The sequence below is a fragment of the Candidatus Binatia bacterium genome, from assembly GCA_026415395.1.
Lineage (GTDB): Bacteria > Desulfobacterota > Binatia > HRBIN30 > HRBIN30 > HRBIN30.
In genome coordinates, this window is sequence record JAOAHD010000002.1 from 196,556 (window position 1) to 212,421 (window position 15,866).

A 15,866-nucleotide genomic window follows, 5' to 3' on the forward strand; every position below is an offset into this window, starting at 1 on the left:
CAAAGAGAGGCGAACCAATCGGCTGTTCCCGCAATGGTCCTTTGAGGTTGTGTGGCGATACTGCACGTCGGCGGCATGAGAACGATCATTCTTCCCTCCGTCCTGTTTGGGGTTCTTTGCGGAGTCGTTGGGCTGGGTCTGGCAGATCCCTCGCCGGGGCCCACAGTCACCCCGGAGGCAAGAACGCCAGAAGCCTCACCCAGTCCCGAGGCGCAAGCCAGCAAGACGCCGGCTGCGGAGTCCGTTACGCAGGCGTTTGGCGAAATTCCTGAAAGCCTTGCCGGATTGTGGCTCATGGTAACACAGGCGCAGGTGGGTCCCGGTAAAGTCCGTAACAATTTCCACCTTTACAGAATCCGGCACGAAGGTTCGCAGTGGCGATTTCAGCGGCTGCAGAAGCCAGAGCACTTAGAGTGTTTCGAGCCTTTGGTTGCTGCAGAAAGGGATCCGAGCCCTTTTCGTCCGAGTTCGCGGCAACTTGCGAAAGTGAAAGCAGAGCGAGAACAGTTGGCCGCGTTGCCGGCCCTGCCCGAGGCCTCGACGTTTCAAGTCGTACACATCCGCAGCGGCGACGCCATCCTTCCCCAACCTCCGCCGCCTCCGGCGGCAGCCGGAACCAAGCTGGCGATCGAGTTTCTCGAACAGACGTCTTCGCCGAACACGCTATCCGCGGTGTCGTTTTACGTGAAAAAACTCGACCGCGACCAAATGGAAGGCGACATCCACGCGCTCACGTTGGTTGCGGGAATGGGCGTGGTGCCAATCGTGACACCCGGAAAATTTTTGATGTTCCGCATCGAGTGAAGCACGACTGGAGCCCAGCCTTCTTCCTCAAATGGGGGCGCGGTGGCGAGGATGCAAGAAGGTAGTTGCTAGCGGTATTCGCTGGCGCTATACGGCGCATCACAGCCACTGATCCCGGGTGGAGGGGCGGTGGAATCCGGAGGTCGGGTAGCGGGAGGCCGGGAGACCGGTTCTCTCCATCAGCGGGCTGCGCCGCATGAACCGACAAACTAAGCACCAGGTAGAAAGGGCAGCCGTAGCAGCGAAATTGCGCCGGATGGGTTTCGACGTGCAGGAGGTCCCGCGCAGCGGAAAGTACGACTTGCTGGTGGATGGGCACATCCGCGTAGCGTTGCGCGTGGCCTTCCCAGGTCGTTACGCTCATACCGTCACCGTCAATGGGCGGCGGTACGCGTACGACTATAAGAGTTGGAACTTCAACTTCCACCGGCACGGGCGTTGGGACCGGCGTTATTGCGACGTCTTTATCTGCATCGCCAAGCAGCGTCGCGCGGAGGACGAGGTTTTTGTGATCCCGGCAGAGGCTGTTTCCGGCCCAACGTTCAGCCTCCATGGCGCAAGCAAGCCGTATCGCGGCCGCTATGCCCAGTTCCGCAACCGCTGGAGCATTTTTTCCTCTTGGCCGCGGCAGCGCGAAGGGTCGGGCTCGCCGGTAGCCGAGGTAGCCTAAACCTGGGCGGAGCGTCGCCAGCCGAACGGCGCGAACGGCGCTTGGGAAATGGGGCTCACTGAGCAGGTGAGCGGAGATCGAAGTGTGCGCGGTCAGCGTGGCGGCTCACGACGCCGCCATCGGTACCTGGGCTACAGCAAGCCGTACTGGCGCCGGACGCGCTGTCCCCTCACTGAAGTACAATCCGTGGAAGCGTTCGAGCTGTTTGATCCGATCGACTAAGAGCCGTTCTTGATCCAGGGGGGCAACATTGCGTACCACCGCCTTGGCGTCGGGCTCGTTCAAGCGAAGGACAAGGTAGTTCGCCACCGTGGAAAATAGCGACGGGTGGAAGTCGCGTGCCTCCTGCCGGGCGAGCACGAGCGAAATCCCGAACTTGCGGCACTCCTTGGCCATGGTGGAGATGAGGCGCAAGCGTGCGGCTCGGTGAGCCTCGTCGAGAATGATTGCGTGAGTGATCCGGTCTCGCAGCCCCCGCCCCAAACATATCCTTGTACAGCCAGTAGAACACCAGCGAAGCGAACGCGCGTTGGAGGCGCTCGTTTTGCGTTCGGTGGATGCGCAACATGAGCGGGCTGTCGAACTCCCACAAACAGCGCGTGCTTCCGCGCGTGTGAAACAGGCCGTAGTCTGCCAGCTCTTGTAGCCTCATGACTAAACCACGCAGGCTACGATCGGAAGAGTGCTGGTTCTGAAGGATCTCGAAGAAGCGCCGGAAGGACGGCGTTTGGAGAATTGCACGGTCCGCCGCCACATCTGCCCAGCCGCACTCAATGAAGCTTTGCTTGATCGCCTCGCGCAGGCGTTCCCCTTGCAGCTCGCGTAAATCGGGGAAAATCGCGAGGAAAATGTCGCGCATGATGCCAGCGACGTCCAAGTAAGCAGTCGGGTTATCTCGCTGGGCGATTTCTAGGGGATTGAAGCTAAGTTCTTCGAAATCGAGAAAACGAACGCCCGGCACCAACGCCGCCAAGCGCTCGTTGATATCCTGGTGATAGGAGTACACCACCGGCCGCACACCGGCTAGTGACATCTGCGTACACAAGTTGACCAGGCTCGCCGTCTTGCCCATCCCAGGCAGGCCTGCCACGAGAAGGTGGGGGTTGCCGCGAGCGCTGAGGGTCCAAACGACTGGGTCGCCTGTACGTGCGTGCGCTCCCAAGACGATTCGCACGACTTCGGGTGCCGGCACCACTCCATCGTGCTGCGGCTCGACCGCGTCACGGTCGGCACAGAAGAGAATTTCCGCATCCATGTCTGGCCCGCCATCGCGAGTGTGGTCCAGCATGCTCGCGGGCGAAAGCGCCGGGAGTTCTTGGCTGACTTCGGGTGGCTCTTCGGCGGCGGACACTTCGCCTCGGCCACGCCAATCGGGCAGCAATGCCCCGCCGAAGAGAAGTACTGGAACCTCCGCCCGGCTGATCCCGGTGGGCTCTTTGACCTCGTATTCCGGGCAACAGATCATCACCCGGGCGCGAGCGGGAGCGAGCTTATAGTTGACTCCCCGCTCCATTAGCCGATCGAGTTCGGCGAGGATCGCTTGGTACGTTTCCCCTTCCAAGTGGTGCCGCAGTGCGCGGTCGGCATAAAAGCGCAACACGCGCACAAACCTCGCTCGCCGCAACGCGAGCAACGACGGAGGCACCTTGTCGCCCGCAATCCACTCGTTCCATCGGTGGCGGAAGGTCTCCACCTCGTCTGCAAGTTCGTCGATAAACTCCGCCGCCCGTGCAGAGCGCAAATGCTGGCGGTATCCGACGCGGATCCATTCGAACGTGAGACCGCGCCGCGGTGCAGGAGCAACGTAAAGCAAGTCCGCGTGCGCACTCCGGGCGGATCCTGCTTCTCTCGGAGGAGCGATAAGCGGCAGCACATCCGCGACATCAGCGAGCGGCACGAGGAAGCCCTGTTGCAACGACGGCCAGTCGGTTCCGCGACCGTTACTTGCCCGGCACTGCGGATAGGCGAGCGCCAGTGCGGCAATTTCCGGCGAGGGCGGGCGCTGCCCGGTGAGGCAAATGGCCAAGCGCCCACTGACGGCTTTGAGTTGATCGAGTAAGAATTCGGCGTTGCGCCGGCTTTGCACCAAGCCCATGTCCCCCAGGACCGTGTCGAGCAAGGCCCGCACTTCCTCGAAGTTGGAGGTCGACGTGACCAACTGCAGGCAGCCAAGGCCGTCGCGCTTCGGAACGCGGTCGATGATGTAGACTTCGTAAATTTTCGGATGCTCGCGCGGCGAGTCGAAATACTCGATCCCCGCATTCCGATCGACGGTGATCACCCAATCACAAAGCCGATGCAGCTCCGCCAGTGCCTCGTTCGCCTCGGGCGAAATCTCGGTACGGAGCACAGGCAGCACATCATTGCCGGGCGATAAGTGGTTTGCCACACAACGCAACACCGCTTGCTGCAACCGCAGGAGCCGCTCGGTGTGTGTGCGATCGGCGGGATGCTTTTCCCCGTCGGAGCCGAGGCGGACGAAACTTCGCCATATGGGCAACGGTGTGCCCGAGTAAACGCGCTCCCAAGCGGACAGCAGCCCGTACGCCAACCAGGGGCGCCCGGGCGGTGCCGCGCGGGTGGGTTCGACAGTGACGCGCATCCTAAACGTGTCGAACGCTAGGGCGAAATGGGCGGGTGTGGAGGGACGATCTGCGTCGCGCTTTGCCCACCGGAGGCGCGGCATCGCGACGCCGTGGGGAAGGGCAACCGACTCGATCAGCCACCGATCTTCTGGTGCCAGCGAACCTGCCCCTTTGCGTCGCTTCTCTTGCGCCTCGGCAAGGAACCTCCCCGCCGAGTGACGCTGCTCCGGCGACGAGTACAACTCCAACGCAAACGCCAAAGGTCGGCGCGGAGGCTGAGCCGCTTCTTCTTGCTCGTCTCCGGAAGCAGTTTCCGCTGCAACGACAGAACCCAGGGCCCGCGCTACGGTGAGGCCATCGCCGGCTCGCAAAGCGTGCAACTGCAGGATCCGCACGAACCCGGGTTCCCCGGAGCCCCCGCCCTCGTGGCACTGTAAGTATTTGTGGATTTCTTGCGCCAGCACCTGCGCACTCTGGCTGCCCACAGTGGGAGAAAAGTCCTCTCCATTGGCTCCACCGGCAGCCATGGCCATGGTGGCCACGGCTGCCTTGGGCTCGGTATCCGTGTCAGGCACCATGGCCACGGAATGAAATCCTAAAGTATCCGCGAACACAAAAGTGGATCCCGGTTGCAGCCCAGGGAGGAACGGCGGCACCAAGGCGCTATCGAGCAGGGAAAACTCTTCCCGGATCAGGGCGGGCCGCGCGTTTTCTTGAAAGCGGTTGTGCAACACCAAGTTGTCGTAGGCAACGTGCCAAGCGACACGCAGGCAGTGACTGGGCAGAACCATGAGGCCGAGCGTCCGCCCCGCCAGCGATTGCACCTCGAGCGTATGGGCAAGGGCGAGCGCTGGCTCGCCACTGCGGAGGGCGGCATCCCAGGCGAGGAGGTATTCCCGCACGGTGTCGAAGCCAGGAACTTCCTGGTCGTAGACCTGGCCGACGCCGCCGCCGAACGCAGCAAAGCGTTCGGCCAGTTTGCGACTAGCGTTCGTCAGCCGCTCCCACGCTGCTCCGCTCACGTTGTCGGGGCGGTCGATCGCAAGAGCCTCCGGCCCGCTGGCTAGCCCGCCCGTGGCGCGCACACGTGCCACCCAACGCCCGATGGCACCGCCTCGGTTGCACCAGTCCTCCTCCACCCGGCGGAAGAGCGGCAGACGGAACACGCGAAAGGCTTTGCCGCGCTCGGACGTGCGCAAAATGACGAATGACTTGCGATCCGTGACGAGCGGTTGGGCGGGCGTAATCCGCTGTAACGTCTCGATGACCGCTTCGCGGCTACCGAGCTCGATCAGGCCTTCGCTCAAGGTGCGCATCCGGCGAGCTCCGCTGGCGGCGTCGACCGCCTCGACATCGCCGACGCAGATGATGAACTCCTCGCTCTCGACGGCTCCGACCTCCGGATGTCCGACCACGTACACTTCTGCCCGCGCGCTCACCACCGCGTCATCGTCGAGTTCTTGGAAGTCGTCGTTGTCGAAGCTGCAGCTCTGGTACTAACGCTTGCGATGCCGCACCACGCTTGTGGCCAATTCATCGCCCTGATCCGAGAGGATGGCCACACGATACTCGACCGCGCCGTCTTCGAGTTCTTGTGGCTTCGACTTCCAGCGGAATTCAAGCCTGGAATAGTCCCGTCGGTCCGTGGCTCGCGGGTCGATGATCAGCCGGGGTGGATCTTGCGGTCCGAGTCCTTCTCTCAGGCCCGACCACTTGACAATCCGTCCTGTGGCCGTGCGCCACGGAACCAGCTCGAGAGCGTAGACGGCCTGCTCGAAGTCGCGAATGGGGAGCTCGTAAATCCACAGGTGCGGCTTATCGGCGAGGTGGCGCAAGGCCTCGAGCAAGGATCGCGTTTCTACCTCCCGCAAAAACTGCTCGAGGAGCGACCGCTGCTGCACACTCACATCGGCAAGCTTGACGGCGTCGATGCGCTGGTAAGCGGACAGTCCGGCTGTGTCCGCCAGCAGCCGCGCAACGAACATGCGGGAAATGTCGAGCGAACGGTTCCAGTCGTGGTGGCCGGATTTTCCTTCCGCCAAGGGCCAGAGCCCGAGCAGGTACAGAAGGGCCCCCGGCGTATGCTCCCCGGCCGCCACGCGCACGAGGAAGTCGAACTCGGTCCAGGGAGAAATCCGGACGAAGTGGCTGCGAAGGCGTGCTTTTTTCAGAGCTTGCTCTGCGCGCTCGCGCATTTCCCGCGAGTGCCGCAGGGTGATCGCACGTGCTGCTCGGCGTAAAGCCGAGCGGAAGAGGGTGGCTTCGTCCAGCTCCCGCGCGGCGCTGTAAATGCCGTCCATGCCGGCCCCGGCGCGTTGCGCATCGACGAGCAGTAACAACGGGTCGCCCTTGCCTTCGCGGACTTCCACGGCAAGGTCGGCAGTAATCGTGCGCGTGGCGTCGTCCACGCTATCGGCCACGCGGCACACTTGCCAGCCCCGGGGTTGACAACGTGCATCGAGCGCGAGGTTCCACACCACTTCTGGCGGCAAGCAGCGCATGAAGGCAATCGCTCCCGGCTCCGGATAACCGACTACTTCCGCAACCGCCTCGGCAAACAGTTGGGGCGTGCAGCTCAGTCCACATCCCAGCTTCCTCCCAGCGGAAAACGTGCCCGCAACTGCTTCATCGATTCCGCGTCGTTCACCGCCACGAGCAGGCCCAAATCGCGCAGCCGGCGCTCCAATATCAGGCGGTTCTTGCGTAGCAATTGCATGGGCAGGTCGCTGCCGGGCGGCGAGGTGTCGACGAAAAAACCGTAGCGTTTGCCTAGGAGAGCGAGGAAGTCCTTGAGTGACAAGGCTCGATGGTGTCGCCCCCGCCCGGCGGGCAACAAATGCAAATGCACGAGGTAGTCGAGCACCGAGTCGGTAAAGACGAGCGAGCGCACCACTTGCTTGCGCACGCTCGCAGAGCCGTAAAGCTTGCGGGTCGTCTGCCGCTTGACCGCCAACCCATTGGGCCGGTCAATATGAGAGAGAATCGACGGCCTTGTGGACCCCTTCCCGGGCGAGGCCTCGACTGAGTAACGACGCAATCATTTCGGCGAGCTTGATGAGGGGATTGCTTCCACCGTTCTCTTCGAACACCCATGCGTTCGCAGGGAGGGATTCTTTCGGTTGTTCCGCGAGTTCGGAGCACTTGCGGGCAGCGTCGTAGTGCAATGCGGCGCTGTCGGGGTGCCGCTCATACAAGACGTCGCCCAGGAAATTCAACCACTCTTGTGCCGAGGGCGCCGTTGCGATTTGGACCTAGCGGAGCGTGGGATCGTGACGAACGCTGTAGTCCAACAAGCGTGCGAGGGTGAACACAAAGGGCAAGCGTTCGGCGGTGCGAAAGAAATCACTGAACGAGGCTTCAGCCGCGGCGCGCAGTTCACTGTCGAGGCCGGAAGAGCAATCGACAAACAGCGGCACGGGAGCCTGCGCCTCCCGCGCTGGTACCTTGCCTGTTGCTGCCCACTCGAGCATCGCCTGCACGACGCTGGCAAACACCGTGGTGAACCCTACGGCCATGCACGATTCCAGCAGCTCGACGAGAGCATGGCGGGGAACAGCTTCCGCGTAGGCGCGCAGGAATCGGCGCAAGTCTTCGGCGAAGTGTTTCGCCGCCACTTCGGCAATCGGCAGGCGGTTGGGAATTTCCGCGGCGCCGTCCACGCGGTTTTTGTCGGGTGCAGCACCCAAGGCTTGCGCCAAGCGGATCGTGAGAAATTGGTCCAGACCCACCGGCGTGCTTTCGTCGAAGCGGTCAGCAGCGCGGTCGCCGTACGGACCCTCGATGCGCATGCCGGATCCGAATACGCGCAGCAGCAAGTTTTGCTCGAACCCGTGCCCCACGGCAAACCGAGTGCGCGCCTGATCAGGGGTCTGCTCGATGCGCTCGCCACGCGGCTGGTTTGCTAACAAGGCCACAGGGGTTTCGGGGACGGATCGAAGGTGGGCCACATGTTCGGGTAGGTCTACCCAACTCGCCATGTAATGAGTCGGTAGAACGCGTTGTACCTGTTCTTGCCGGCTTAAAGCGTGCAGGCGATTTTCGAGACAAAAGCCGAGGAGCAAGTCCGCCAAGATAGCGCGCTCCGTCTCGCCGTCGAAACCGCTGAACCACTCCAGCCGATCGCACAGCTTGGCTGCGATGCGCTCCGCCGTGGCTCCCTTCCGCCGCTCCCGCGGCGACGGGGATTCGGCGCCGAATACCTCGAGAAAACGTCCACGACCTCGGCGTTGTGCGAAGCGGAACGAGTAGAATACCGCGGGCAGGACGGCGGCGAGGTCGACATCGAACACAGTGAGCGGCAAGGCCTTTTCGTAGTTCCCCGACCACAACTCGCGGGTCATGGGCTTGCCAAGGACATCTTCCAGCAACGCACGGGGGTTAGACAGGCTCAGCCTCACAGCGAAAGATTTTCGATGACGATTCGTTGGCGGGGGCCTTCCGCGCTGCCTTCGGTATGGGCTTGTACTCGATAAATCTCTGCCTCGTTCATCGGGTTCCACGCCAGCAGCTCCCGCTCGCCCTCTCGCACCAAGCGCTGCACAAAGATGGCGAGGCGGGTAAACGTGTCGTCGCTCGATACGTCGCCAAGCTGCAGTCCGTCGGCCAGCTCCAGCAGCAAATGGAAAAGCTCTGCGCCAATGGCGAGCCGTTCCTCGCCGCCGTTGCGATAGCGGTATACGAGGTCGACTTGACGGTGGAGGCGACTGACGCCTGGGGTTTCAGCAGGCAAATCGACCGCGAGAGAAAATCACTCCAGGGGTTTCTCCACCCAGAAGGCTGTTTCCGTAGGCGTTCGCGTGGTTACTCGCAGCGGCACCACACCCGAGCGGCGGTACGCTTGCGGGGGAAGGTTTTCCAAGCGGGCGATGCCGCGACACAACCGCTCGCAAAGGCTGGCCTTCTCGCTTTCGGCAAGAAAGGGCAGTTGGGGAAACAGGTACAAGTGCTGCCCCCGCGCCAGCCCCAGCGCACGAGGGGAGCCGGCCACGGCTTCGATGTCGGCCTCCAGCCATTCAAAAAAGGCCCGCCGCCGTGCCGACGCGAGAAGGAGCTCAGGGTACCGGGGCGGACCGGCGGGACCGGGATCCTCGGTCACGCTGCTCAGGTAACGGTCGAGTTTTGGGTGGGCTTCCAATGCCGGGTCGAAGCGGGCAAGCTCCGCGAGGACTTCGCCTTGGCGTGCTGGTGCGTCGGGGGCAAAGGGGCGGTCCCAGTAAGGCAACGCTTCGGTGCCGCGGTGGTAGTCGTCGCAAAAGTGAATGCCAAACAAGATGTAAACGAGCGCCGCGCGCAGCTCGCGGGTGGTCACATGCACTTCACCGCGGAAGTGGACGGCTTGTAACGCCTCCAACAGCCGGTCGCGGGCACGCTGGCGGAGCGCTTCCGGTGCTAGGGTTGGCAGGGTGTCCGGCCCGAACACTTGGTTTGCCCGCCGCGCTTCGCAACGCTGTTGCGCGATACAGCCTTCGCAGGGGGCCCAGATCTCACCTGCACGGTCGCCTCCGTAAAGTGCTCGGACGCGTCGCTCGACAAAGCGAGTGCTGATCGTACTCGCTTCCGGGTAAAGCTCGCCCACTAAGGACCGGTCGTTCAGGTTGACGAAGCGGATGTAACCGTTGGCTTCGCCGCCTTCGCCTTGCACGAAGCGGTACAAAGTTTCGGTAAGGGTCGTGCTTTGCCCGCGATTCCGTTGCCGCAGAGCACCACAAGTCGGACCCGTTGCTCGGGAATGTCGCAAAGCAACACTTCTTCGAGCTCGGTCTCCACATACGTTCGGGCGGCAAAGTCGGAGTCCAGCCCACGCGTTTCACGGTTTCCCCAAAGCGAGCCGGGGTATGATTGCAGGAGCCAGTGGAGCCATTCGACCCGTTGGGGGCGAAGCGGCACCGCTTGCCACGGTTGCGCGGTTGTGTCCTCCGGCGCGGGTTCGGCCTGCGCGTGCCGTCGCTCGCGCTCGTTTGCTTCGAGCCAAGCCATGGCCTCGGCCACAGAGGCGAAGCGCTGCGTCGGATCCGGGTCGGTGGCCCGCGCCAAGAATTCAGCGAGCACCGGATACTCGTCCCGATCGATGCCGTCCCAATGGAGCCCGACCCGTTTTGACTCCAGGCTCCCGGCAGGAAACGGTTCGCGCTCGAAGACCACGTGGTACAGGGTGGCCGCTAAGGCATACAAATCATCGGAAGGCGAGGCCGTGTGGCCCTCGACGTACGAGGGCGAGGAGTAAAGGGGTGTGCCGGGATGTTCGATCCGATCGCCTATACGGGTGACGAAGTCGTAGTCGATTAACACCAGATCGCTGCCAGAGACGATCAGGTTACGCGGCGTGATGTCGCCGTGGATCAAACCGTTACGGTGCAGGACATCGAGGGCCGAGCACACACCGCGCAGCCAGCGGAGGGCGAGCGCTTCGGGGTTCGGCTCTTGCTCGTTTTCGGCGAGCAAAGGGAACACACCGATGAAATCGCTGAGGGGGGCTTCCTGGAACCCAAGACATGACGGCGAGGAATTCGTTTTCCCGCCACTCTCGAGCCACTTCGAAAATTGTCGAGAGCCCAGTGTGCCGGAGGTGAGAGCGGGCAAGCTCGTATGCGCGCAACGCCCGGCGGCCGCTTTCGCCGTCGTACGCCACCTTGGCAACGTAGGTTGCCGCGCTCCTCGTGGGGGCTCTCGCCTACCTCCACCACTTTGAATGCAGCCCCGACACCGCCGGAGCCGAGGCGATTGATGATGCGGTACGTGCGGCCCGCAAACGGTACGAGTTGCCCTTCGGCCCAAAACCGCGCGGGCGGCGCCGGAGGTGAGGACACTTGGTCTCCTCCAAGTAGCGCGAGCTCACGCTCCACAGCGTCGATCGGGGCCCGTTGCTCTGGCTCCTCGGCCAAGCCTAGGGCAAGTATGGCGTGCGCCTGCGCGCTTTCAGCTTCGCTCCGACCAGCAAACAGCATTTGCAGCGAGGCACAAAGGGCGTACAAGTCGGAAGAAGTGGTCGCCGCCGTGAGCCCGCGCGCCAGCACCTCGGGGCAGTTGTGGTCGGGTCGAGTTGTTCAGGTTGGACGGCGGTTGCGATGGTTTCGTCTCCGGGAATGCGGGCAAGGTGCATGCCGGTCAGCAGCGGCGTGTTGTCATGGCGCACCAGAATGGTGTTCGGCGACAGGTTGCGATGCAGGGTCGGGGCGCCGCCATCCTTTGTCGCGTGCAGCTCGCGCAAGGCGGCGAGAGCGCGCACGGCAAAGGCGATGAGCTCTCGCACTGCCCAAGTGGTATCGGTGGACCGCTCGCGCAGACTCGGAGCGTCTGGATCGACAATCGTGAAAAAGAACATCTCTCCGTGATAACCCGGCACAGGCTGGAAGGAGTCGAGGATGCGGGGTGCCCAGCGATAGGTTTGCAAGCGGTGGAGGGCCTCGAATTCCCGACGGGCAAGGGTCTCGGCACGATCGTCATCATGTGCGGAGAGGTCGTACAGGTACAACATCACGCGGTCCCGCCGCGCAGGATGACGGGCGCGATAAATGCGCACGAAGCGGTCGTTACGCGGACTAATGAGGCGCAGGTCGACATAGCCTGCCAGGCGCGGGAGGACGTCGTCGATGGCCGTGCGCATGCGGGGCTCGAGCAGGCGAGCGAGGCGGGTCAGTTGTGCCTCGGACAAGCGTGCTGGCGCAGCGCAGCCTAACAGTACAGTTCAGACCACTGCGGGAGAGTAAAGAACGGCACGCCGAGAACGGGCCGGATCTTGTCGATGCGTCCTTTCGGCTGCTCGCGAGTCAGCAAAAATACCGGCTCTACAAGTGGTAGCTCAGGAACGGTGCGCCGGAGCGTTGTCGCCAGCTTGCGTGCCTTGGCGTTGAGCTCCTGTGCTTCCGTTTCGATGTCGCGCGGGTTGTTTTCCATCCACGCGACTGACCAGTGCTTGATCTCCACCACGCGCACGCCGGGTGGACCGATGGCGACCAGGTCGATCTCCTCAGCCAATGCCTGATGATTCACGGAAAACGTGAGATTGCTCAGTAGGAACCAGCAACCGTTGCCGGCTTGCGACTGCAGGCGAGTCTTCAAGAATTCGAAGGCGCGGCTCTCGCTTGCGTTGGCAGCCGGGTCGCACGGAACTAAGGTCACCCGCATCTTACTTCCTCCGCATGCGCAGCTCGCAAAGCCGCATTGACCGATCGGGGCCACGCGTCGGGGGTGTTTCGGTATTCAGAACGCCGGCGTCGTCCCCTACCCAGTGCATTCGCTGCGTTCTCCCCAAAAATTCTCGCGGTTTGGAACGGCAAGCCTTTACCCCTGAGTTGTGCTGTTGGGCAAGACACCGTCGTGGACGGGCAGACACTAGCGCTGGTGAACGCCGGAAAGTTGCTTCGCCTGCGGTCGGGCGGCGTCCTCCGGAAGCGATCGGTAGCGATCCGCTCTTCTATTACGAGCGATTTTCTCCCAGCGTGGCTCCCTGGGCTGATTCGGCCGCTCCGGTGTTCGCCGCCCTGCGGTTTCCCGTGTGATTCTCTTTGTAGCTTGCCGCGTTTTTTTTGTTGACACCGGCATCCGCTGTGGCGTAAGTGGGGTTTCCGGGTGGTGGGGTAGTGGTAGGCGGAGCTAGCTAAGGAGGCGAAATTGATAATGCTTGGGTGGCATTTCTTACGTGGCGTCCCCGCCGGGGCTCGCTTTAGCCAAGAGGGCGGAGGGGTGAGGAAGGATCCTCTCCTACCGCCGAGACGTCTAGGTCGCTGGATCAGTGGCAAACGTTTTCGGTCGCGCGCTTCGCTTACGAGCGCGGCGAGGGAAGGGTCGCAGAAGTTGGTAGCCCCGGGTAGTCATTGGCGCCACGATCGGGGGAAGTGGAGAACTCGCACTCTGCTGTGCTCGATCGCCGGAGCCGTGATGTTGTGCGGGGCGTGGAGGAGTTCGTTTGCCGGGGACTTGCCGCCGGCCTCTCCGAACATCGAAACGATTCCGGCCGGATCGCTCGTGATCCCCATGGATAACGACAAGCAGAACATGGGTGCACCATTCAATTTGAAAGCATATGGGTTGGTGCAGCGGCTGTTGAAGGCGCAGATCCCTGTGAAATGGGTGATCCGAACCGGCAAGGCAAAGGACGGGGTCGACTTTTCCGGGCAGGCGGAGCGGGTGCTGCCCAGTGCGCAGGCCGCAGGGCTCACGGAATTCCGTGGAGGCCCGTTTGTTGTTGAGACTGGCTTTGCCGCGGCGGCGCTCGATGTCGCAATGGGTTATGGAAACAACGTTGCCGTGTACCGGCTCACTCAAGCGGTCGAGGCGGACGTGAGATACACATTGCGCCAGCGCGCGTTTGTGTTTGTGGCCAACGACGACAATAACGCCTCGGTGCACACCGCAATTCTCTTGGCTGCTGGCTTTGTTGCCGGAGAGGATTATGCGGTGCTGGCCCGGCCCACGACGAGTGCGCAACTCAATGCGAATTTGTGCGCAACAATTGTGACCGAGCCTCATTATGACGGATCGGGCGATCCGAACTGGGCCACGGTGGTTGCTGCGGTGCGCGACTTCCTTGCGTCCGGGGGAAACGTGCTTGCCCAGTGCAAAGCCATTGAAAGTTACGAGAACCACCCCACGTACGGTAGGTTTCAAACCACGAACGGCGTGGTAAAGCCTGGAAATTCTAAAACGGGGTTCAATTACCTCGTCCCGGATTTAGCCTTCAGTCAGTTTGTCGGTGACTTGCACGATCAAGGTGGGGCAACACCGCGTTATGCGCTGGCCCAGGGATCGAGCTTTCAAAACGGTGGGCACGCCCACATAGAGTACAGAGGTGCGGGGGCGGGTCGATTTAAGGCGAGCGTCAGCAAGCTCGGAAGCGAAGCTGGCTCGCTGGTTTTCTACTTAGCGGGACACGATTATTCGGGCTCGTCCATCGAGAGCATCAACGGGCGCCGGATGTACCTAAACGCTGTGTTTCACCCTGCGCGAAGACCGGCGAGTTGTGGCTTCGATTTCCCGAGCCCCACACCGACGAGCCCCACAGCCACCCCTGCAAGCCCTACCCCGACCTTCGCCGAGACGTTGACACCAATTCCGGTCGCCTCGCAAGTGACTCCGTTAACGGCCACTCCGAGCGTCTCAGCCACCGCAACCTCGGTACCTGCAACTCCCACATTTACAGCGCCGCCTCCGTCATTCACTGGCACGGCGACACCAACCGCGACCAGCGTCCCCCCCACGCGCACGTTCACTTTTACGCCCACGTCGACTCCGAACCCCTGTGGTAACGGAGACCTCGATCCGGGAGAGGAATGCGATGACGGAAACAACGATAACGGAGACTGCTGCAATGCCACGTGCCAGCTCGATCCCGCTGGTACGCTATGCGAAGACGGCTTGGACTGCACCGAGGGAGACTACTGTGATGGCGTTGGTGTATGCCGCAGCGAGCCCTCGACGGGGCAATACGCCATCCTCCGATGGGTTCCCTCCGACGAAATAGGGAGTTTTGTGACCCTGCTGAGCCGGCGGGCACTGGTGGGCGGGCATGTTTGCACGGGTGCTGCTCACTTGGCAGGGAGTTCGCGCATTTTGGGAGATTTGGTCGGCCTACTCACCAGTGGCAATGCGTTGTCTTTCGGCAAGCGCACGCACGTTCTGGGGGCCGTTGTCACTCGAGGCGGAGCCGTGGTGGGCGCGCAAAATGCCGCGATCGGCGAGTTCTTGGGGGCGGACAGTTCCGATTCTACTGAGGAAGTCCGTGCGTGTGCAGAGGCGCGGACGAAGACCTTCGAGGCGCGGGAGCTGCTCGTCACGTTGCCCAATAACAGCGGGGCCATGTTCGGCGCCACGAAAGTGAAGGCGCGAAAAACGCTGCGGATCCCTGCCTCAGGGCAACTGGGTGGGGGAACGGTGGTGGCGGATTTCGATGACCTTAAAATCGGGTCGACTGGCGCGGTGGAACTGGTTGGCAGCGCGTCTACCGAGGATGTCGTGATTCGTGTGCAGAACCAGTTGCGGATGGGTCGCCGAGCGAAATTCGTGTTGGACGGCCTTGAACCCAACCAGGTGGTGCTCGTTGTGAACGGAAGGACAACAATCGGCGACTCGGCCTACTTGCCGGGCACCTTGATTGGTGGCGACCGCATTATCGTGCGGCGACGGGCGCGGGTCGAGGGTGGGTTGTTTGGTAAGACGGTCTTGGTTTCCGGCTCTGCAAAAATTCGCCGAGCTGGTTGGGTAGGGTGGTGCCGGTAGCCCGAACGGCGAAGCGGGTGGTGGTAGCGGCCCGGGGGTTCATTTGGGAGCGTGGCATGCGCCAACGAGCCCTCGGAGACCCTATGGCTGCCGCTAATCCCGGAAGTTCACGAACTGCAGGGGAATGCTGAAATCCTGTTCCCGCAACAAGCGAATAACCGCTTGTAAGTCGTCCTTCTTTTTACCGGTCACACGCACTTGATCCGCTTGAATTTGCGCCTGCACCTTGAGCTTGCTGTCCTTGATGGTCTTGACGATGTGACGCGCATGCTCGGCATCGATCCCTTGTTGGATTTCGATCGTTTGTCGGGCCCGACCTCCAGCGGCCGGTTCAATGGGGCCATACTTCAAGGCCTTTAGGGGTACACCCCGGCGCGCGAGCTTGGATTGAAGAATGTCGACCACCGCCTTCACCTTGAAGTCGTTCGCCGAAACGATGGTAATCGTCTTCTTGTCCCAAAGGATGTCGGTCTGGGTGTCTTTGAAGTCATACCGCTGGCCGACCTCCTTGCGGGCTTGATTCACGGCATTGTCGACTTCTTGCAAATCGACTTGGGAGACAACGTCAAACGACGGCATGAAAACCTCCCGTG

14 protein-coding genes are annotated in these 15,866 nt (G+C 62.2%); 3 read left to right on the forward strand and 11 right to left on the reverse strand.

Annotated elements, in window-relative coordinates:
• Positions 1 to 75: 75 nt before the first annotated feature.
• Together N3C12_01385 and N3C12_01390 are read left to right on the forward strand one after the other, a co-directional pair.
• Complete coding sequence (locus N3C12_01385; GenBank protein ID MCX8071091.1) at positions 76 to 804, forward strand: hypothetical protein; 729 nt, start codon at positions 76 to 78, stop codon at positions 802 to 804.
• 196 nt (positions 805 to 1,000) lie between these two features.
• Positions 1,001 to 1,474 (forward strand): hypothetical protein, encoded by a 474-nt coding sequence (locus N3C12_01390; GenBank protein ID MCX8071092.1) that lies wholly within the window; start codon positions 1,001 to 1,003, stop codon positions 1,472 to 1,474.
• Between the two features lie 169 nt (positions 1,475 to 1,643).
• Here N3C12_01390 and N3C12_01395 read toward each other — a convergent pair whose 3' ends face one another.
• The 10 genes from N3C12_01395 to N3C12_01440 all read right to left on the reverse strand — a co-directional run bounded on the left by N3C12_01395 (position 1,644) and on the right by N3C12_01440 (position 12,183).
• Positions 1,644 to 5,498, reverse strand: a complete 3,855-nt coding sequence (locus tag N3C12_01395; protein MCX8071093.1) for a hypothetical protein — start codon at positions 5,496 to 5,498, stop codon at positions 1,644 to 1,646.
• A 57-nt stretch (positions 5,499 to 5,555) separates the two neighbouring features.
• Positions 5,556 to 6,560, reverse strand: a complete 1,005-nt coding sequence (locus tag N3C12_01400; GenBank protein ID MCX8071094.1) for a hypothetical protein — start codon at positions 6,558 to 6,560, stop codon at positions 5,556 to 5,558.
• A 74-nt stretch (positions 6,561 to 6,634) separates the two neighbouring features.
• A complete protein-coding gene (locus N3C12_01405) occupies positions 6,635 to 6,964 on the reverse strand; it encodes a hypothetical protein (protein ID MCX8071095.1) in 330 nt (109 codons plus the stop codon).
• Between the two features lie 61 nt (positions 6,965 to 7,025).
• Complete coding sequence (locus N3C12_01410) at positions 7,026 to 7,274, reverse strand: hypothetical protein (GenBank protein MCX8071096.1); 249 nt, start codon at positions 7,272 to 7,274, stop codon at positions 7,026 to 7,028.
• A 36-nt stretch (positions 7,275 to 7,310) separates the two neighbouring features.
• Positions 7,311 to 8,456 carry a hypothetical protein gene (locus N3C12_01415; GenBank protein ID MCX8071097.1) on the reverse strand — a complete coding sequence of 382 codons (1,146 nt, stop codon included), beginning with the start codon at positions 8,454 to 8,456 and terminating at the stop codon, positions 7,311 to 7,313.
• A complete protein-coding gene (locus N3C12_01420) occupies positions 8,453 to 8,788 on the reverse strand; it encodes a hypothetical protein (GenBank protein MCX8071098.1) in 336 nt (111 codons plus the stop codon). Before N3C12_01420 ends, N3C12_01415 begins: the two co-directional genes overlap by 4 nt.
• An 18-nt stretch (positions 8,789 to 8,806) precedes the next feature.
• Positions 8,807 to 9,700: a hypothetical protein gene (locus tag N3C12_01425; protein ID MCX8071099.1), complete on the reverse strand. Its 894-nt coding sequence runs from the start codon at positions 9,698 to 9,700 to the stop codon at positions 8,807 to 8,809.
• On the reverse strand, positions 9,649 to 10,509 hold the full coding sequence (locus tag N3C12_01430; protein ID MCX8071100.1) for a hypothetical protein: 861 nt from the start codon (positions 10,507 to 10,509) through the stop codon (positions 9,649 to 9,651). The genes N3C12_01425 and N3C12_01430 overlap by 52 nt, the downstream gene beginning before the upstream one ends.
• Before the next feature lie 433 nt (positions 10,510 to 10,942).
• The gene (locus N3C12_01435) at positions 10,943 to 11,662 is read right to left on the reverse strand and encodes a hypothetical protein (protein ID MCX8071101.1); all 720 of its coding nucleotides are present in this window, start codon (positions 11,660 to 11,662) and stop codon (positions 10,943 to 10,945) included.
• Between the two features lie 68 nt (positions 11,663 to 11,730).
• Positions 11,731 to 12,183 (reverse strand): NERD domain-containing protein, encoded by a 453-nt coding sequence (locus N3C12_01440; protein ID MCX8071102.1) that lies wholly within the window; start codon positions 12,181 to 12,183, stop codon positions 11,731 to 11,733.
• A 753-nt stretch (positions 12,184 to 12,936) separates the two neighbouring features.
• Here N3C12_01440 and N3C12_01445 point away from each other — a divergent pair.
• Positions 12,937 to 15,273, forward strand: a complete 2,337-nt coding sequence (locus N3C12_01445) for a hypothetical protein (GenBank protein ID MCX8071103.1) — start codon at positions 12,937 to 12,939, stop codon at positions 15,271 to 15,273.
• Between the two features lie 93 nt (positions 15,274 to 15,366).
• Here the strand turns inward: N3C12_01445 and N3C12_01450 are convergent, their stop codons facing one another.
• Positions 15,367 to 15,852 (reverse strand): YajQ family cyclic di-GMP-binding protein, encoded by a 486-nt coding sequence (locus tag N3C12_01450; GenBank protein MCX8071104.1) that lies wholly within the window; start codon positions 15,850 to 15,852, stop codon positions 15,367 to 15,369.
• Positions 15,853 to 15,866: the final 14 nt, after the last annotated feature.